This is a genomic window from Kluyvera cryocrescens NBRC 102467 (genome assembly GCF_001571285.1).
GTDB classification, from domain to species: Bacteria; Pseudomonadota; Gammaproteobacteria; order Enterobacterales; family Enterobacteriaceae; genus Kluyvera; species Kluyvera cryocrescens.
In genome coordinates, this window is sequence record NZ_BCTM01000007.1 from 172,938 (window position 1) to 186,853 (window position 13,916).

Annotated in this window: 17 protein-coding genes; 3 read left to right on the top strand and 14 right to left on the bottom strand. The window is 49.9% G+C overall.

Going from position 1 to position 13,916, the window contains the following annotated elements:
- Nucleotides 1–286 precede the first annotated feature (286 nt).
- From KCR01S_RS05670 to KCR01S_RS05720, 11 genes are all read right to left on the bottom strand, one after another.
- Complete coding sequence (locus tag KCR01S_RS05670; RefSeq protein ID WP_061280813.1) at nt 287–568, bottom strand: hypothetical protein; 282 nt, start codon at nt 566–568, stop codon at nt 287–289.
- A gap of 119 nt (nt 569–687) precedes the next feature.
- Nucleotides 688–894 (bottom strand): hypothetical protein, encoded by a 207-nt coding sequence (locus tag KCR01S_RS05675; RefSeq protein ID WP_061280818.1) that lies wholly within the window; start codon nt 892–894, stop codon nt 688–690.
- On the bottom strand, nt 891–1,376 hold the full coding sequence (locus KCR01S_RS05680; protein WP_244886194.1) for a hypothetical protein: 486 nt from the start codon (nt 1,374–1,376) through the stop codon (nt 891–893). The genes KCR01S_RS05675 and KCR01S_RS05680 overlap by 4 nt, the downstream gene beginning before the upstream one ends.
- Nucleotides 1,377–1,787: 411 nt before the next feature.
- The gene (locus KCR01S_RS05685; protein WP_061280821.1) at nt 1,788–2,186 is read right to left on the bottom strand and encodes a hypothetical protein; all 399 of its coding nucleotides are present in this window, start codon (nt 2,184–2,186) and stop codon (nt 1,788–1,790) included.
- Between the two features lie 288 nt (nt 2,187–2,474).
- Complete coding sequence (locus KCR01S_RS05690; RefSeq protein WP_061280826.1) at nt 2,475–4,181, bottom strand: DUF927 domain-containing protein; 1,707 nt, start codon at nt 4,179–4,181, stop codon at nt 2,475–2,477.
- Entirely contained in the window at nt 4,178–5,047 is an 870-nt protein-coding gene (locus KCR01S_RS05695) for a toprim domain-containing protein (protein WP_082767943.1), read from the bottom strand. The genes KCR01S_RS05690 and KCR01S_RS05695 overlap by 4 nt, the downstream gene beginning before the upstream one ends.
- 82 nt (nt 5,048–5,129) lie before the next feature.
- Nucleotides 5,130–5,579: a hypothetical protein gene (locus tag KCR01S_RS05700; RefSeq protein WP_061280832.1), complete on the bottom strand. Its 450-nt coding sequence runs from the start codon at nt 5,577–5,579 to the stop codon at nt 5,130–5,132.
- Nucleotides 5,576–5,752: a helix-turn-helix transcriptional regulator gene (locus KCR01S_RS05705; protein ID WP_061280834.1), complete on the bottom strand. Its 177-nt coding sequence runs from the start codon at nt 5,750–5,752 to the stop codon at nt 5,576–5,578. The genes KCR01S_RS05700 and KCR01S_RS05705 overlap by 4 nt, the downstream gene beginning before the upstream one ends.
- A 90-nt stretch (nt 5,753–5,842) precedes the next feature.
- A complete protein-coding gene (locus KCR01S_RS05710; RefSeq protein WP_244886195.1) occupies nt 5,843–6,442 on the bottom strand; it encodes a hypothetical protein in 600 nt (199 codons plus the stop codon).
- A gap of 187 nt (nt 6,443–6,629) precedes the next feature.
- Nucleotides 6,630–7,889, bottom strand: a complete 1,260-nt coding sequence (locus tag KCR01S_RS05715; protein WP_061280837.1) for a tyrosine-type recombinase/integrase — start codon at nt 7,887–7,889, stop codon at nt 6,630–6,632.
- A 174-nt stretch (nt 7,890–8,063) separates the two neighbouring features.
- A complete protein-coding gene (locus KCR01S_RS05720) occupies nt 8,064–8,927 on the bottom strand; it encodes a YicC/YloC family endoribonuclease (RefSeq protein ID WP_061280840.1) in 864 nt (287 codons plus the stop codon).
- Nucleotides 8,928–9,177: 250 nt separating this feature from the next.
- Between KCR01S_RS05720 and rph the strand changes: the two genes are divergently transcribed.
- Entirely contained in the window at nt 9,178–9,894 is a 717-nt protein-coding gene (gene rph, locus KCR01S_RS05725) for a ribonuclease PH (RefSeq protein WP_061281027.1), read from the top strand.
- 63 nt (nt 9,895–9,957) lie between these two features.
- Complete coding sequence (gene pyrE, locus KCR01S_RS05730) at nt 9,958–10,599, top strand: orotate phosphoribosyltransferase (RefSeq protein WP_061280846.1); 642 nt, start codon at nt 9,958–9,960, stop codon at nt 10,597–10,599.
- Between the two features lie 36 nt (nt 10,600–10,635).
- Here the strand turns inward: pyrE and slmA are convergent, their stop codons facing one another.
- The 3 genes from slmA to coaBC form a co-directional block, all read right to left on the bottom strand.
- On the bottom strand, nt 10,636–11,232 hold the full coding sequence (gene slmA / locus KCR01S_RS05735; RefSeq protein ID WP_061280851.1) for a nucleoid occlusion factor SlmA: 597 nt from the start codon (nt 11,230–11,232) through the stop codon (nt 10,636–10,638).
- Nucleotides 11,233–11,384: 152 nt separating this feature from the next.
- Nucleotides 11,385–11,843, bottom strand: coding sequence for a dUTP diphosphatase (gene dut, locus KCR01S_RS05740; protein WP_052282732.1), 459 nt, complete (start codon nt 11,841–11,843; stop codon nt 11,385–11,387).
- Complete coding sequence (coaBC, locus tag KCR01S_RS05745) at nt 11,821–13,041, bottom strand: bifunctional phosphopantothenoylcysteine decarboxylase/phosphopantothenate--cysteine ligase CoaBC (protein WP_061281030.1); 1,221 nt, start codon at nt 13,039–13,041, stop codon at nt 11,821–11,823. The genes dut and coaBC overlap by 23 nt, the downstream gene beginning before the upstream one ends.
- A 166-nt stretch (nt 13,042–13,207) precedes the next feature.
- On the opposite strand from coaBC, the gene radC reads away from it, so the two are divergent.
- Nucleotides 13,208–13,873 carry a RadC family protein gene (radC, locus tag KCR01S_RS05750; protein ID WP_061280853.1) on the top strand — a complete coding sequence of 222 codons (666 nt, stop codon included), beginning with the start codon at nt 13,208–13,210 and terminating at the stop codon, nt 13,871–13,873.
- Nucleotides 13,874–13,916 lie beyond the last annotated feature (43 nt).

The following is a 13,916-nucleotide window of genomic DNA, read 5'->3' on the forward strand; positions in this document are numbered from 1 at the left end:
ATAATCGCCCTTTCTTGAAAGGCTGGATAATAATGCAACGATGATGGGTAAAAAGAAACTACTAGAATTAAAAAATGCCCGCCAAAAGGCGGGCATTGTTGCTTCATTGAATAATGTAAAATTATTCGATGTTCTGAATCTGAATATTGAATTGTGGGTTATATTTATTGATATTTAAATGATTTTTGTTTTTATGGTTTTGCTTGTGTACACGTAGGGGTACATTGATTTACAGGGATTACAATTTTTATTGTGTGATTTATGACCAATTGTAATTTTGTGTAAGTCACGCCGTGATCTTCATTAAAACATTATCAACAAAAACCCATTCGGGGTGAGAGGTGGGCGCTGGCATTTTTGTTTTACGTTCGCGCCGTGGATCTGCGATTTCAAATGCTGTCGTCATAAAGCGATAAGTCGCCGCCTCAGCCCATGCCTGGGTAAAGCCATACCGCCGTAGCTCATGTATTAGCGCCTCTTCATCCAGTTCCAGTCCGTACACCTCATCAGCGATAGCTGCTGCGATTTCAAGACGTGTACTATTCGGCAGGCGATTCACATTCAGCATGACAGGCTCCATCAGGTCAAAAGAAACCGCCTTTCGGCGGCGCTTGGCAGTGAGGGAAGGTTACGGGCAGATAAGCATCAGGTAGCAGTACAGCATCACACAGAGCGCATATGCCTCAGTCATGATTTCCCCGCATAGAACCGGGCATTAAATGCCTTCTGGTTCATCGGCTCGTTACTGTCGGTCTTACTGACACCATCTGTTTTGGTGGCGCGGCCAGCATAAAAATCTTTGTTAAATTCGGCCTGCCCAGTACCACCGAAGATATTGCCTTCACGCGCTTCACGCGCTTTTTTCAATGCCGCGATTACAGATTCTTTGCTCATCGTGCGAATCCTCGAGTGATACAGGTAAAGCCGCGACCGGCTGCTTTGCTCAGTTCATTCAGGCCATTGGTCACAACATTCGATTCCCAACCGATAACCCCATTAATAGAGCGCGGCAAAGGGAAGTTCCCGTCCCTGCTCCATTCCTTCAATTTGTCAGTGGTGAGTGCTTTGCCATATTGGCGCTGATATCTCACACAAACATCATCAGGGCTTACCAGAACCACCTTACTGAGACCCAGCGGGGAGTGAAGCTCTTCGATTTGCTTCACATACCACCCATCACCCGCAGCGTACAGGCCGGATGGATGGCGCTTCTTCTCATTAGCCAAGCGGCGTTGTTCTGCGGCTCTTTTCTGCTCGGCCAGAATTGAATCTACTTCGTTCATCGCTATCACCATCATTTTGAAGAATTGACGGCTTATTGTACTATCGTACTGGTTCATGAGTACATAAAGAGATAGTATATATTTGTCGGCCATCCTTCCGACCATCAAGCGCAGAATGACGAAACGGCCCCTACAGAAATGTGGGGGCTTTTTCGTTTTAGGAATTAACTTTGAGAAGTTTTGATTTGAGTAGGCTGCTAACTATTGCTAACTAAAATAGTCATAAAATGTAAGCATCACCCTGACATTACCCTGACCAGAACGAAGGCTTTCTCTATCGAGCGACGATTAATCTGACGTCAGTAACATATCAAAAGCAAGCACGATGGCGACCTCCCGCTATCAACCAAAGGTTAATCTGGGGTCAGTAGGGCAACAAAAAATCCAGCCTATTGAAGATTTATCCGCAAGCTATGTTTCCCCTCCTGCTAAACGCCTGCTTCAGGTGGCGCGAATTAGAGGGCTTCTAGTAAATGGGTCAGTGGCGTCCTGAGATAATCTTGCTTAACCAACATCTGATTGCCTGGCATTACAATACTCAAATGCCAACCATCCTGATTTTTTCATTACGACAGTCATTTCAGCTGCTTTGCCCTTCAAACCTTGTTTCATATAATCCTTGGCATCATCCCCAAGAAAAAGATGTTTTGTTTCAGTCTCAGTCCAATTTTTAACTTGGTTACAGTTAGCATCGAGATTCGTTGCCAAAAACCCATCAATAGTATTTTTAATGGTTGCGATGTGAGCAGAACTAAAACGTTCGCCATCTGCTTTACCAAAGGCAGCAGTAGCTGCGATTAACAGCTCTTGCTGAGCTGTGGCAATTGACTCTAAGTAATACTCACTCATAGCCTGCGCTGCGCCCGTTGATAACAATAGCGTTGCTATAGCAATTTTTTTCATTCCTTGAACCTCCGACCAATGGCTGGATACAACATACACGCTTTAAGCACGCAATTACTTAAAAGTCTGGCAGAAAATAAGATTGTTGTTTTTGTCTGTCCCGCGTGTCCCATCTGTCCCGTTTTGTAAGTATTAAATAAATTCAATTAGTTACTAGCAGTTGCATGGGACAAAACCGGGACAAAACACGGGACAGAGCGGGACAAAAGTTTTCCATTGAATGTTGTGGCGGTTGTACTTTGAGCGGTTCGGGCAAAAAAATACCCGCTCGGTGGCGGGTATCGGTTGTTAGTCTGCGAGGCTGTCACGATGAATGACATAACACCTGATTCGGGACAGGCCGGGGAGGTATCGCCGCTCATTCTTAGCTATTCCCTTCTCTTGCAGAACGTTAGCCGCTCGTCTGGCATCAAGTCCGGCAAAGATAATTTTCCAGCCTTCAGCCGGGATAACATAATCATCATTGTCGATAAAGCCTATGCGTGCCGTTGGCACTTCGCATGGTTTATTTACGTCCTGAAAACGCGCCCCGTCACGCACTATGGTTTGTCTGATACGTTCAACGATTTCATTATCTTCATGGCTTTCCGTACCTCCTCTACGCTCAATCCATGCGGTAAAGCAGACTTTCGCCGCTTCTGTCGCAGTTCCCGGACTCCAACCCGTTATCTCAGAAGACAGTTCGCCAGCATAGGCCGCTATGGCGAACTTCTCAGCAACACGCCCGATCTGACCGGAAGGGTCTTCAGCTACAGAATTAAGAAAGGCCGATTTAAAATCGCGCCAGCCCTCCTTAATGGTGTCGTAATTGATAGTCAGGTGATCAAGCCATGCGTTAAACGCTGTACCGTGATTTTCTCTTACTGCCTTGTCCAGAAGGTCGGCAAACAAAGCTCCGTTAGCTTCCCCGTGAAGATGCTCAAAACAGGCAAATTCGCAGTTATCAGCAGGTATGTTAATCACTCGCATTTCCTGCCCGGCATATGTACTTTTCCGAACCGAATCAGCATGGGATTTGAGATCAATTTCACCATTGGATAATAGCGCTAAACACCATTGCTGAATCTCTTTGGCTGTTCCGTTTTTGGTGCTTCGTTGCTTGCCTTTCCCATTCGGAAGCATGTACGCGATTTCCCCGGCTTTGCTTGCGTCTACTTGTGCGATTTCATCAAGGCACAGAAGGCCGTCATTATGGCGTGCGGCGATACCTTCTAGCCCGTTATCGGTAGCCCTCCATGAGCGAATATATTCTTTAGGGTCAGATAAAACGGAAGCAGCAACTGTCATTGAGCGGGATTTGCCTGAAGATGACGCCCCTACATAATGGAAGCAGAACCCATCAACTCCCAGCATGGTGAGCATAGGGGACAGGAAGGCAGTAGACACAGCCAGAACCAGACGACTATTGCCAACACACAACGCCGCTACCTCATCACGCCATGTATCTAGCGTGCCGCAGAATGGCTCTGGTTTGACGCGGGCATTCACCTGATAGACAACCATATCTTTATCGATTGGGTTAAATGTCCGTACCGGGGTCACGTATACAGCAGGCTTAAACCAACCGCAGCGAGTAACGCAGGTTAACCGGCTTTGGTGGGATTGCCCTTTGAGATAGCGGATAAACGCCTTCTCATCCCAGATACGCAGGCCGCCGTTAACAAGTATGCTAATGGCTTCCGCTCCGCCATTTGCGTAAAGTGAGGTTGCGGGCATCGCCCATTTCTTTGGCATCCCGTCACGATCACACCATGACAGAAGTTTGCCCCATGACTCGTTATCGTTGTCTCTGGTTTCCGCAGTAACCTCAATAACATCAGATATACAAACAGGTGCCGGATTGGGGTTTTTCTCTGTAGGCGCTCTGTAGAAGTAAACGCCAGCCTCCCCACGCTCTCTGTCGTACTCCCGATGTACCCAGTAAAACGGCGGCAGCTTCTCTACTGGTGGCTTATCTTTGTGTGCTGACAAGGCGACAACATTATCCGTACTCATGCCACTGCCTCCCATTTCTTCACCAGTTCATCTTTGTGATCGTTCCAGTCGCCATGACTGGACGGGATTAGTAACTCACAACGGTAGCGGCTTGCCGCGTCAATGGCTTTAGTTACTCCCGGGTTGCCATCTGTATTCGCGTCATTATCGGCGGCAATGATGATGCGGGCGCGTGGAAATTCACTGCGTACACTCTCAGCAACCTCACGCAGGTTTCCGGCAGTAAAGGCGACGCAGACCGGGCAGCCCGTTATCTCTCGAACGGTGGCGGCGGTGGCATAGCCTTCAGCGATAAAGACGGTTTTGCCATTGACGACTAACCCGCCCAGCCAATAGCGTCCACCTTTCAATAGTGCGCCAGATTTAAAGCGCTTTGTGCCGTCCGGCATAATGTACTGAATGGACTGTACACTTCCGTACTGGTCATGGATTGGAATTAGTAACCAGTCACCAGATTGATAAATGCCGTGCGCTTTAACACCTTTGCGCATCAGGTAGGGATGTTCATCACTGGCGAGGATTGCGTTACCAATCTTGGTTCGACACTCAGCAGCGGCGGCAACCTCCGCTTTACGTTGTATCGCCCCAATTGCCCGGCGTGCTTCCATCATCACGCGCTTACGTTCAATGCTGTTGACCTGTACACCATCGGCAAAGTGACACGCGGTTATGCCAGTTTTCCAGCTACCAAAAGCACAGCCCGCGCCATCAGGGAATGGGTAAGCCCAGCCATTAAGTGAGCCGGATTTATCGCCCTCGATACGAAAGCGGACTACGTTACCGGGTATTAGTTCTGGCAGCTCGCAAGGAATAACACCAGCTTCGCGCATGGTGTCAGACAGTGATTGTCTTTGAAGTGTACTCATATATACTTTTACCTGTTATGCGCTGGCGGATTGGTCGCCAAACTTCACCGCCAGCGAATGAATTAATATGTTTTTAGTAGTGCTAATCGGCATCCTTTGGGGTGCCGTTTTGCTTTATCCGGTCATTAATTTCCTCCAGCAAGTCTTCAGCCTTAACCAATTCTCTGATTGCCTTTGCTGTCCGCGCTGCCTCTGCTTCAGCTTTGTCGGCTGATTTTTTGGCTAACTGTTCGCGCCTTTCGGCTCTGGCTTGAGCATCCAACTCCCAATCGCATGAAAGGTGGCGGCCATCTAGATACCTGCTTACGATAACGCCTCTTTCATCCGTATCCTCATGAATGAACCACCAGCCATGCTTCTCGTTCATTAATTGCTGCAATGGTGAGCGATAGTGTTTACCTGCTATTTGAAGTAATTCGTCTTCACAAACAGGGCCATCAACCAGCGCGCGCCAGATTCGATATGCCTTTGTGCCTGGCTTAGGGATAGTGTGCAACGGCGCAGTAATCAGGATTTTCTCCCAGTTCTTCATTTTTTGGCCTCCAGCCATGAGTTGATTTCCGCAGTTGAGAATGCCGCCACTCTGGGGGACAGTTTCACCGGCTTCGGCATCTTTCCAGCTTTAACCCAGCGCCATAATGACGGCATTGAAATACCTAATTCTTCAGCAAGATTTTTAGGTCTGATATAGCTCGGTTTTAACATATATGCCTCGATAGCTTGTTAGTATCACGGGTAGTCCGTAGAGCTAAGAATGCCACCCCAGATATCGAGATAAGTCAGTTATCGTCCGCATCAGATTTTTTTTTTCGTTTCCCTTATCGACTTAGATATTGAGCCCTTCTTAGCACTTCTCACGCGATCACCTTCAACGGCCAACTCAACTAGGCCATCCGGCTTTTCTGTCACGGCATCTTTATATTTTTCTTTAAGCCAGTTAATAAAATCATCTTCTGGCTTTTTTTTGGGCAGCGCATGCGTACCCTCTTCAATCGCGTCAAGATATGTTCTGATATAAGACTCAAATATCCCTGGGCGGCTACCATTTTTGCCACCATTTGATTGTACTTTTCGAACCTTTTCTTTGCCGTCATGAATAGCATTGATGATTCCTCCTGCCGCTTGAATATCTTGGCGGTGTGTTTCAATCACCTGGCCGTAATGACTACTAACAAAATTGGCGTTCATCTCAGCGAGTCTCAATGAATGCCGCAATTGAGCATTTTCTCTGGATAGTTCTGCGAGGGCAGATTCTGTATTTCCTGATAGCGCGTTATTTAGAGTCTCAATGTGAGCATTTAGCCTCACTATCTCTAACTCATTCTCCTTCGCTTGCCTTAAGTAACTAGCCAGCGCTTCATCAGATAACCCCATTTGGTTTTGTAAATTGCTCATTATTCACCCTACACGTCTGTTATTTGTACTACCCACCAGTGTTGAGACAGGTTTTTGTCCCGTCCTGTCCCGTGTTTTGTCCCGGTTTTGTCCCATAACCATTCTTGTAACCAGCTGTATTTATTGAGTCTTTACAAAACGGGACAAGCGGGACAGATGGGACAAGCAAAAAAACAATATTGAAAATCTATCTGGCTTGCCTCAGTGGTGTAACGTTGTACTCTTCGCCCCGTTCAAGCGCTTCCATCAGGTTGCCCAGCATGGCCAGCGCTTCCCGCCGTTCGTTTAAATATTGGTGACGGTTGTAGATGCCTTCGACGCCTTTAATGCGGTGATTAAGGCAACGCTCAGCAACAATGGGATTCACACCTAACGCTTCGAGATGGGTTCGGGCGGTGCGCCTAAGGTCGTGGATTGTGAAATTGAGAACACCTGGCATCTCATGCTTAACCTTCGCCAGCGCAACGGGTAGGGTGCTTTCCTGAATATGGGGGATCATGCGATGCTGTTGCTTACGTGCTGGCAGTACCCATTTGCTATTACAGGAAAGAAGGTTAAGCTCCTCAAGCCATTCGATAGCCTGTTTTGGCAGTGGAATATCAATCCCGTCGCCTGTCTTTGTGCGTTCGCCCGGTAAGTACCAAATGCCGTTGGCTAAATCGAACTCGCTCCAGCGTGCGGCGCACAGTTCCATCTTGCGGACGCATGTCACTAGCAACAACTTCATGGTTAATTCATTTTGGCGGCTAAACCCTTTCGCCATACGCATGGCCTCGAAGAATTGAACCAGTTCCGCTCTGGTTAGCCAGCGGCTTCGGGACTGCTCTTTACCTCCGGCATCACTCATATCAAAAGCGGCTGCGGGGTTAACATCAATTATTCCCAGCTTGATCGCATGATCAAAGATACGGCGTACCCAGCGCAGGACGTCATTAGCAACGGAAGGCGCTCCACGTTTCAGGATTGCCTGAAGTAATGAATCAATATCCTTAGGCTTTATTTCTTTGATCTTCTTTTTACCCATGCGCGGATTTATGTCTTTCTGAAGACGGCGGCGCAGAATGTCAGGGTGTTTCCATGTACCCAGCACTTTCTTCTTAAAATAGTCTTCAGCGACTTCAGCCACGGTTTTATCGTTCCGGTCAGCTTCTATTTTGGCTTTTACCTCTGCCTTACGTTCCTGCTTCTCTCCGGCAACGTCATATCCAAGGGAAACGCGAGCGGCTAGCTCTCGGGTGATTTCACGGGCTTTAGCTAATGAGATAGCGCCATATGTGCCAATGGTCATTACACGGGGTTTGCCTGCTAACCGATATCGAAAGCGCCATGAAGGGATTGTGTCGTGGGTTCTATAACGTAGGTACAAGCCGTTACCGTCCGCCTTGCCCTCGAAGCGCGTTCCGGCTTTTATCCATGCCTTGATTTGAATGTCTGTTAGCTTGCCCATATTCACCTATATCTAGTACCCGATTAAGAGTTTGCCTTTCGTGGCTTTGTACACGCTAGGGTACACAAGAAATATGCGCTTTTATGATACTAACTGCAACCTCGTGACATTAAAAAAGCCCGTGTTTAGCGGGCTTACGTGGTTTTATGATTCTATGTGATATGGGATGATACGTTACTCAATGTTCTGAATCTGTTCGCGCATTTGCTCGATCAAGACTTTGAGTTCAATAGCGGATTTCGTCACGTCGGCATTAATCGATTTTGACGCCAGCGTATTCGATTCGCGGTTGAATTCCTGCATCATGAAGTCCAGACGGCGGCCAACGGCTTCTTTCTTCTTCAGGATGTTATAAGTTTCTTTTACGTGCGCTTCTAAACGATCCAGCTCTTCAGCCACATCGATACGCTGTGCCATCAGCACCAGCTCTTGTTCCAGGCGGTTGTTTTCCAGCTGCACTTCTGCATCTTCCAGCTTGGCAACCAGACGTTCGCGCTGCCATTGCAGAATTTCTGGCATATGAGCGCGTACTTTGGTCACTTCGCCGCTGACGCCTTCCAGGCGCTGTTCAATCAGCGCTTTCAGCGCCTGGCCTTCGGTTTCACGAGCAACGATGAAATCGTCCAGCGTACCGTCCAGCGCCGCCAGAATGTCGGCGGCAATGGCATCTAAATCCTGTTCTTTCGCGGCCATTACGCCCGGCCAGCGCAGAATATCGACAGGGTTGATTTCCCCTTCATCGCTCTGCATTTTGACCCAGTTTGCCGCGTTAACCAGCTGTTTTGCCAGGTTTTCGTTAAGGATAAGCTCCCCTTGCGCGCTGGCATCAGGCTCAAAGCGCAAAGTACATTCTACTTTCCCACGGGTCAGACGGGTGCGCAGACGTTCACGAACCACGGGTTCGAGGCTACGGAACTGCTCCGGCAGACGAAAATAGGTTTCGAGATAACGCTGGTTAACCGAGCGCAGTTCCCAGGCGGCGCTGCCCCAAGTGCCCTTAATTTCACGGCGGGCATAAGCGGTCATGCTGCGGATCATAGACGTTCCTGTTTTTAAAGGAGAGATGGGGGGATTATAGCCTCCAGGGGCTTATCAGGATAGGCGTAAGCGCCGTTAATGCGTTTAGCACGGCATCCGTTCAGATGGCTTCACACTGTTTACATGACTTCCCTCTTGGTCACACCCTCTTGCAGGAACCCTTGAGAACACTCTGTTGCAGCCTTGATACAGCGTGAATGATTTTGTGTATAATGCGCAGCCACATTCGTTTCAAGCCGGAGATTTTATCATGCGTCCAACAGGTCGTAGTGCCAATCAGGTGCGTCCCGTCACCCTGACCCGTAATTATACAAAACACGCTGAAGGCTCCGTGCTGGTCGAATTTGGTGACACCAAGGTGCTGTGCACGGCTTCAATTGACGAAGGTGTGCCGCGTTTTCTGAAAGGCCAGGGCCAGGGTTGGATCACCGCAGAATACGGCATGCTGCCACGTGCGACCCACACCCGTAACGCTCGCGAAGCGGCGAAAGGTAAACAGGGTGGCCGCACCATGGAAATCCAGCGTTTAATCGCCCGTGCGCTGCGTGCGGCGGTAGACCTGAAGGCGCTGGGTGAATTCACCATTACGCTGGACTGCGATGTTATCCAGGCAGACGGTGGCACCCGTACCGCATCGATTACCGGCGCCTGTGTGGCTCTGGCTGATGCGCTGGGCAAACTGGTTGCCGCAGGAAAACTGAAAACCAACCCAATGAAAGGAATGGTCGCGGCGGTCTCCGTGGGTATCGTGAACGGAGAGGCGCTGTGTGATCTGGAATACGTCGAAGACTCGGCGGCAGAAACCGATATGAACGTGGTGATGACCGAAGACGGTCGTATTATCGAAGTTCAGGGGACGGCGGAAGGCGAGCCGTTCACCCACGAAGAACTTCTCACCCTGCTGGCGCTGGCCAGAGGGGGAATCGAATCTATTGTCACGACGCAGAAAGCGGCGTTGGAAAATTGATTTTAAGGGCGACGTTGTCGCCCTTTTTTTTGTCCGTAATAAAGTGAAATGAGGAGCGAATCCATGAAACCGTATCAGCGCCAGTTTATTGAGTTTGCGCTTAACAAGCAGGTACTTAAGTTTGGCGAATTTACGCTGAAATCCGGGCGCAAGAGCCCCTATTTCTTCAACGCCGGACTGTTTAATACCGGGCGCGATCTGGCACTGTTAGGCCGTTTTTATGCCGAAGCGCTGGTGGATTCCGGCATCGATTTCGATCTGCTGTTTGGCCCAGCCTATAAAGGGATCCCTATCGCCACGACGACCGCAGTCGCGCTGGCGGAGCATCATGACCGTGATTATCCATATTGCTTTAATCGCAAAGAAGCCAAAGACCATGGTGAAGGCGGCAATCTGGTAGGCAGTGCGCTGACTGGGCGCGTTATGCTGGTGGACGATGTGATCACCGCAGGAACGGCGATTCGCGAGTCGATGGAAATTATTCAGGCTAACGGCGCACAGCTCGCCGGCGTGCTGATCTCACTTGATCGTCAGGAACGTGGCCGTGGCGAAATCTCTGCCATTCAGGAAGTGGAGCGTGATTACGGCTGTGAAGTGATTTCGATTATTACTCTGAAAGATCTGATCGCTTATCTGGAAGAAAAACCAGAGATGGCGGCGCATTTGGCCTCGGTTCGTGCCTACCGTGAGGCGTACGGCGTATAAAAAAATAGCCCGGTGAAAACCGGGCTATTTAACTGATTACTGTAGTTGGGCGAGAATCAACGGCCAGCGGGCGTCAAAATCGTCGGTGGGACGATATTTGAATTCGCTGCGTACAAAACGTGACAGCATGCCTTCACAGAAAGCCAACAGCTGGCTCGCCAGTATCGTTTCATCGGTATCGTAACCTTCCCCTTCACGCATTTTCCGTTCGCGTAATACCTGGCGCAGTTGGGCTTCAATACGTTCAAAAAGCTGGTTAATACGCCCCTGCAGGCGATCCTGTTCAAACATCAACGCGTGGCCGGTCAGGATACGGGTCAGACCAGGGTTACGTTCACCAAAGCCAAGAACCAGCAAAACAATCAGGCGTAAACGCGCCGTGGTGTCCTTTTCATCCTTTAAAATCAGATTGATACGGGTAATCAGGCTATCTTCGATAAACTCGATAAGGCTATCGAACATGCGGGTCTTACTGGGGAAGTGCCGGTACAGCGCGGCTTCGGAAACGCCAACGGACGCCGCTAATTTTGCGGTAGTGATACGTTGGCTACCATCGCTGGATTCAAGCATCAACGCCAGGGATTGAAGTATTTCCTCGCGACGATTCCTTTTCGCAGTTTGCTTTTCTGCCATGTTCTAAAATACCCCTGAAAATACACATTTGTCAGGCGAGCATCCGCACGGTGACCACAACCATAATTTGCCGTGTTCTTTTTGCATTTATGACGCCGTGAGATGCGTAAAAAGCCAGCGCGCCACGTTCGTGTGACGCGCTTTAGGGCGGGTTATTGACGCCCGGAGTGACCAAAGCCACCTTCGCCACGGTCGGTGGCTTCAAATGATTCGACCAGATTAAATTCGGCCTGAACGACAGGAACAAACACCATTTGCGCGACGCGTTCGCCCGGTTCGATGGTAAACGTGGTTTGCCCACGGTTCCAGATGGATACCATCAGTTGGCCCTGATAATCGGAATCGATAAGACCGACCAGGTTGCCCAGTACGATACCGTGCTTATGGCCAAGACCAGAGCGCGGCAGCATGACGGCGGCCAGAGAAGGGTCAGCGATGTGAATCGCAAGGCCCGTTGGCAGTAAGGTAGTTTCACCCGGTGCCAGTACAATGGCTTCATCAAGACAAGCGCGCAGATCAAGGCCTGCTGAGCCAGCGGTGGCATAGGTTGGCAGCGGGAACTGCTGTCCAATACGCGAGTCCAGAATCTTAACGTCGATTTTTTTCATCATAACGGGTAACGATCTCGTCCAATAATAGTTGGCCCAGGAGTAACTTGCTGGCGAGAGGTAAACGCTTCTCACCGCCCTGCCAGAAAAGGTGTAATGCATTGTTATCGCTATTAAAGCCTTGATTTGATTGCGATACATCATTAGCACAAATCAAATCAAGGTTTTTGCGGCTACGCTTTTGCTGCGCGTATTCTTCCACATTATTTGTTTCGGCGGCAAATCCTACGACATACGGCCGATGTTTTTTCAGTGCTGCAACGCCGGCCACGATATCAGGGTTCTTCACCATTTTTATTGTGAATTCATCACCCTGGGTATCCTGTTTTTTAATTTTTTCTTCTGCAATAACTGCGGCACGATAGTCCGCAACGGCGGCACAGCCGATGAAAATTTGCTGTTGTTCTACACCGGCCTGAACGGCGGCATTCATCTCTTCGGCGGTCGTCACATCAATCCGCTGCACAAAGGCCGGCGTGGGGAGCGATACCGGACCACTCACCAGAGTAACGTTCGCCCCGCGAAGTGCGGCAGCCTCAGCGATAGCGAAGCCCATTTTCCCTGAACTGTGGTTGGTGATATAGCGCACCGGATCCAGCGGCTCACGAGTCGGGCCTGCGGTAATCATGATATTCAGATGTTGCAAATCTTTGACGGGCGAAAAGTGCGCTGCGGCCAGGTCCACAATGGTCAATGGATCGAGCATGCGCCCAGGGCCAACGTCGCCGCAGGCCTGGCTGCCGCTGTCTGGACCCCAGATGAGCAGATCGCGAGAAGCCAGAACGTCAAGATTATGCTGCGTGGCCGCGGCACGGTACATCTGTTGGTTCATGGCCGGGACCACTGCAACCGGGGATGGTGTGGCCAGACAGATTGTTGACACCAAATCATTGGCCATGCCGGCAGTGATACGAGCAATCAGGTCGGCCGTCGCGGGGGCGAGGATAACCAGATCGGCCCATTTACCGAGCTCAATGTGGCCCATTGCCGCTTCGGCTGCAGTATCAAGCAGGCTATCGGAAACCGGATAACCGGATACGGCTTGCAGGCTCAGCGGAGTGATGAAAGCTTTCGCTGCGTCGGTCATGGCAACCCGCACATCCGCCCCGCGGTCACGCAGTCGACGCACCAGTTCCGGCGTTTTGTACGCGGCAATACCGCCGCTGACGCCAAGGACAATTTTCTTACCGGCCAGGCTCATCATGATTCTTTCCTGTTTGGAGTACATCAGAATTCGCGCATTTTATCACAATCCTTGCGAGGTCGTGCGCGGCACTTTGCGAGCCGCTACGCAAGAGTCATATCGTCGCAGTGCGGTATCGCGAAGGCTGTGACAGCATGGCGATGTCGATGGAAAGGAGACTGTCATGGAGAGCTTAGAGGCGATGATGCCGCGAGAAAAAATGCAGAAATACGGTATTGGCGCGCTGTCAGATATCGAGCTTCTGGCGCTGTTTTTACGCACCGGGACGCATGAAAAGAGTGTGATGAGGTTCTCTCACGATCTGCTGCGGCATTTCGGTTCGCTGTATGGTTTGCTATCGGCCTCCGAGGAGGAAATGATGCGGGTTGATGGCATCGGGCTTGCCAAGTTTGCACAGCTGAAAGGCATTGCCGAACTGGCTCGGCGTTACTTTAGCCTGCGGGTGCTGGCGGATGAACCCTTATTAAGCCCGGAGATGACGCGGGAGTTTTTGCAAAGCCAACTGGCGGATGAAGAACGAGAGATCTTTTTGGTTATCTTTCTCGATAGCCAACACAAAGTCCTCAAACACAGCCGCCTTTTTGCCGGTACGCTGAGCCATGTTGAGGTTCATCCGCGCGAAATTGTACGAGAAGCCATCAAAGTCAACGCTGCAGCGCTGATCCTTGCACATAATCATCCCTCGGGAAATGCAGAGCCCAGTAAATCAGACAGACTTATTACCGAAAGGGTGGTAAAATGTTGCCAATTCATGGATGTACGCGTACTCGATCATCTGGTCATAGGCCGTGGTGAGTATGTTTCTTTTGCCGAACGAGGCTGGATTTAGCGGATTTCTACGCGATCCACCGGGATCTTTGTCTGTTCGGGAC

Excerpts from the sequence above, each read along its gene's own strand:
- KCR01S_RS05670 (WP_061280813.1), bottom strand. The coding sequence starts at position 568 with ATGCTGAATGTGAATCGCCTGCCGAATAGTACACGTCTTGAAATCGCA.
- KCR01S_RS05675 (WP_061280818.1), bottom strand. The coding sequence starts at position 894 with ATGAGCAAAGAATCTGTAATCGCGGCATTGAAAAAAGCGCGTGAAGCG.
- KCR01S_RS05680 (WP_244886194.1), bottom strand. The coding sequence starts at position 1,376 with ATGGCCGACAAATATATACTATCTCTTTATGTACTCATGAACCAGTAC.
- KCR01S_RS05685 (WP_061280821.1), bottom strand. The coding sequence starts at position 2,186 with ATGAAAAAAATTGCTATAGCAACGCTATTGTTATCAACGGGCGCAGCG.
- KCR01S_RS05690 (WP_061280826.1), bottom strand. The coding sequence starts at position 4,181 with ATGAGTACGGATAATGTTGTCGCCTTGTCAGCACACAAAGATAAGCCA.
- KCR01S_RS05695 (WP_082767943.1), bottom strand. The coding sequence starts at position 5,047 with ATGAGTACACTTCAAAGACAATCACTGTCTGACACCATGCGCGAAGCT.
- KCR01S_RS05700 (WP_061280832.1), bottom strand. The coding sequence starts at position 5,579 with ATGAAGAACTGGGAGAAAATCCTGATTACTGCGCCGTTGCACACTATC.
- KCR01S_RS05705 (WP_061280834.1), bottom strand. The coding sequence starts at position 5,752 with ATGTTAAAACCGAGCTATATCAGACCTAAAAATCTTGCTGAAGAATTA.
- KCR01S_RS05710 (WP_244886195.1), bottom strand. The coding sequence starts at position 6,442 with ATGAGCAATTTACAAAACCAAATGGGGTTATCTGATGAAGCGCTGGCT.
- KCR01S_RS05715 (WP_061280837.1), bottom strand. The coding sequence starts at position 7,889 with ATGGGCAAGCTAACAGACATTCAAATCAAGGCATGGATAAAAGCCGGA.
- KCR01S_RS05720 (WP_061280840.1), bottom strand. The coding sequence starts at position 8,927 with ATGATCCGCAGCATGACCGCTTATGCCCGCCGTGAAATTAAGGGCACT.
- rph (WP_061281027.1), top strand. The coding sequence starts at position 9,178 with ATGCGTCCAACAGGTCGTAGTGCCAATCAGGTGCGTCCCGTCACCCTG.
- pyrE (WP_061280846.1), top strand. The coding sequence starts at position 9,958 with ATGAAACCGTATCAGCGCCAGTTTATTGAGTTTGCGCTTAACAAGCAG.
- slmA (WP_061280851.1), bottom strand. The coding sequence starts at position 11,232 with ATGGCAGAAAAGCAAACTGCGAAAAGGAATCGTCGCGAGGAAATACTT.
- dut (WP_052282732.1), bottom strand. The coding sequence starts at position 11,843 with ATGATGAAAAAAATCGACGTTAAGATTCTGGACTCGCGTATTGGACAG.
- coaBC (WP_061281030.1), bottom strand. The coding sequence starts at position 13,041 with ATGAGCCTGGCCGGTAAGAAAATTGTCCTTGGCGTCAGCGGCGGTATT.
- radC (WP_061280853.1), top strand. The coding sequence starts at position 13,208 with ATGGAGAGCTTAGAGGCGATGATGCCGCGAGAAAAAATGCAGAAATAC.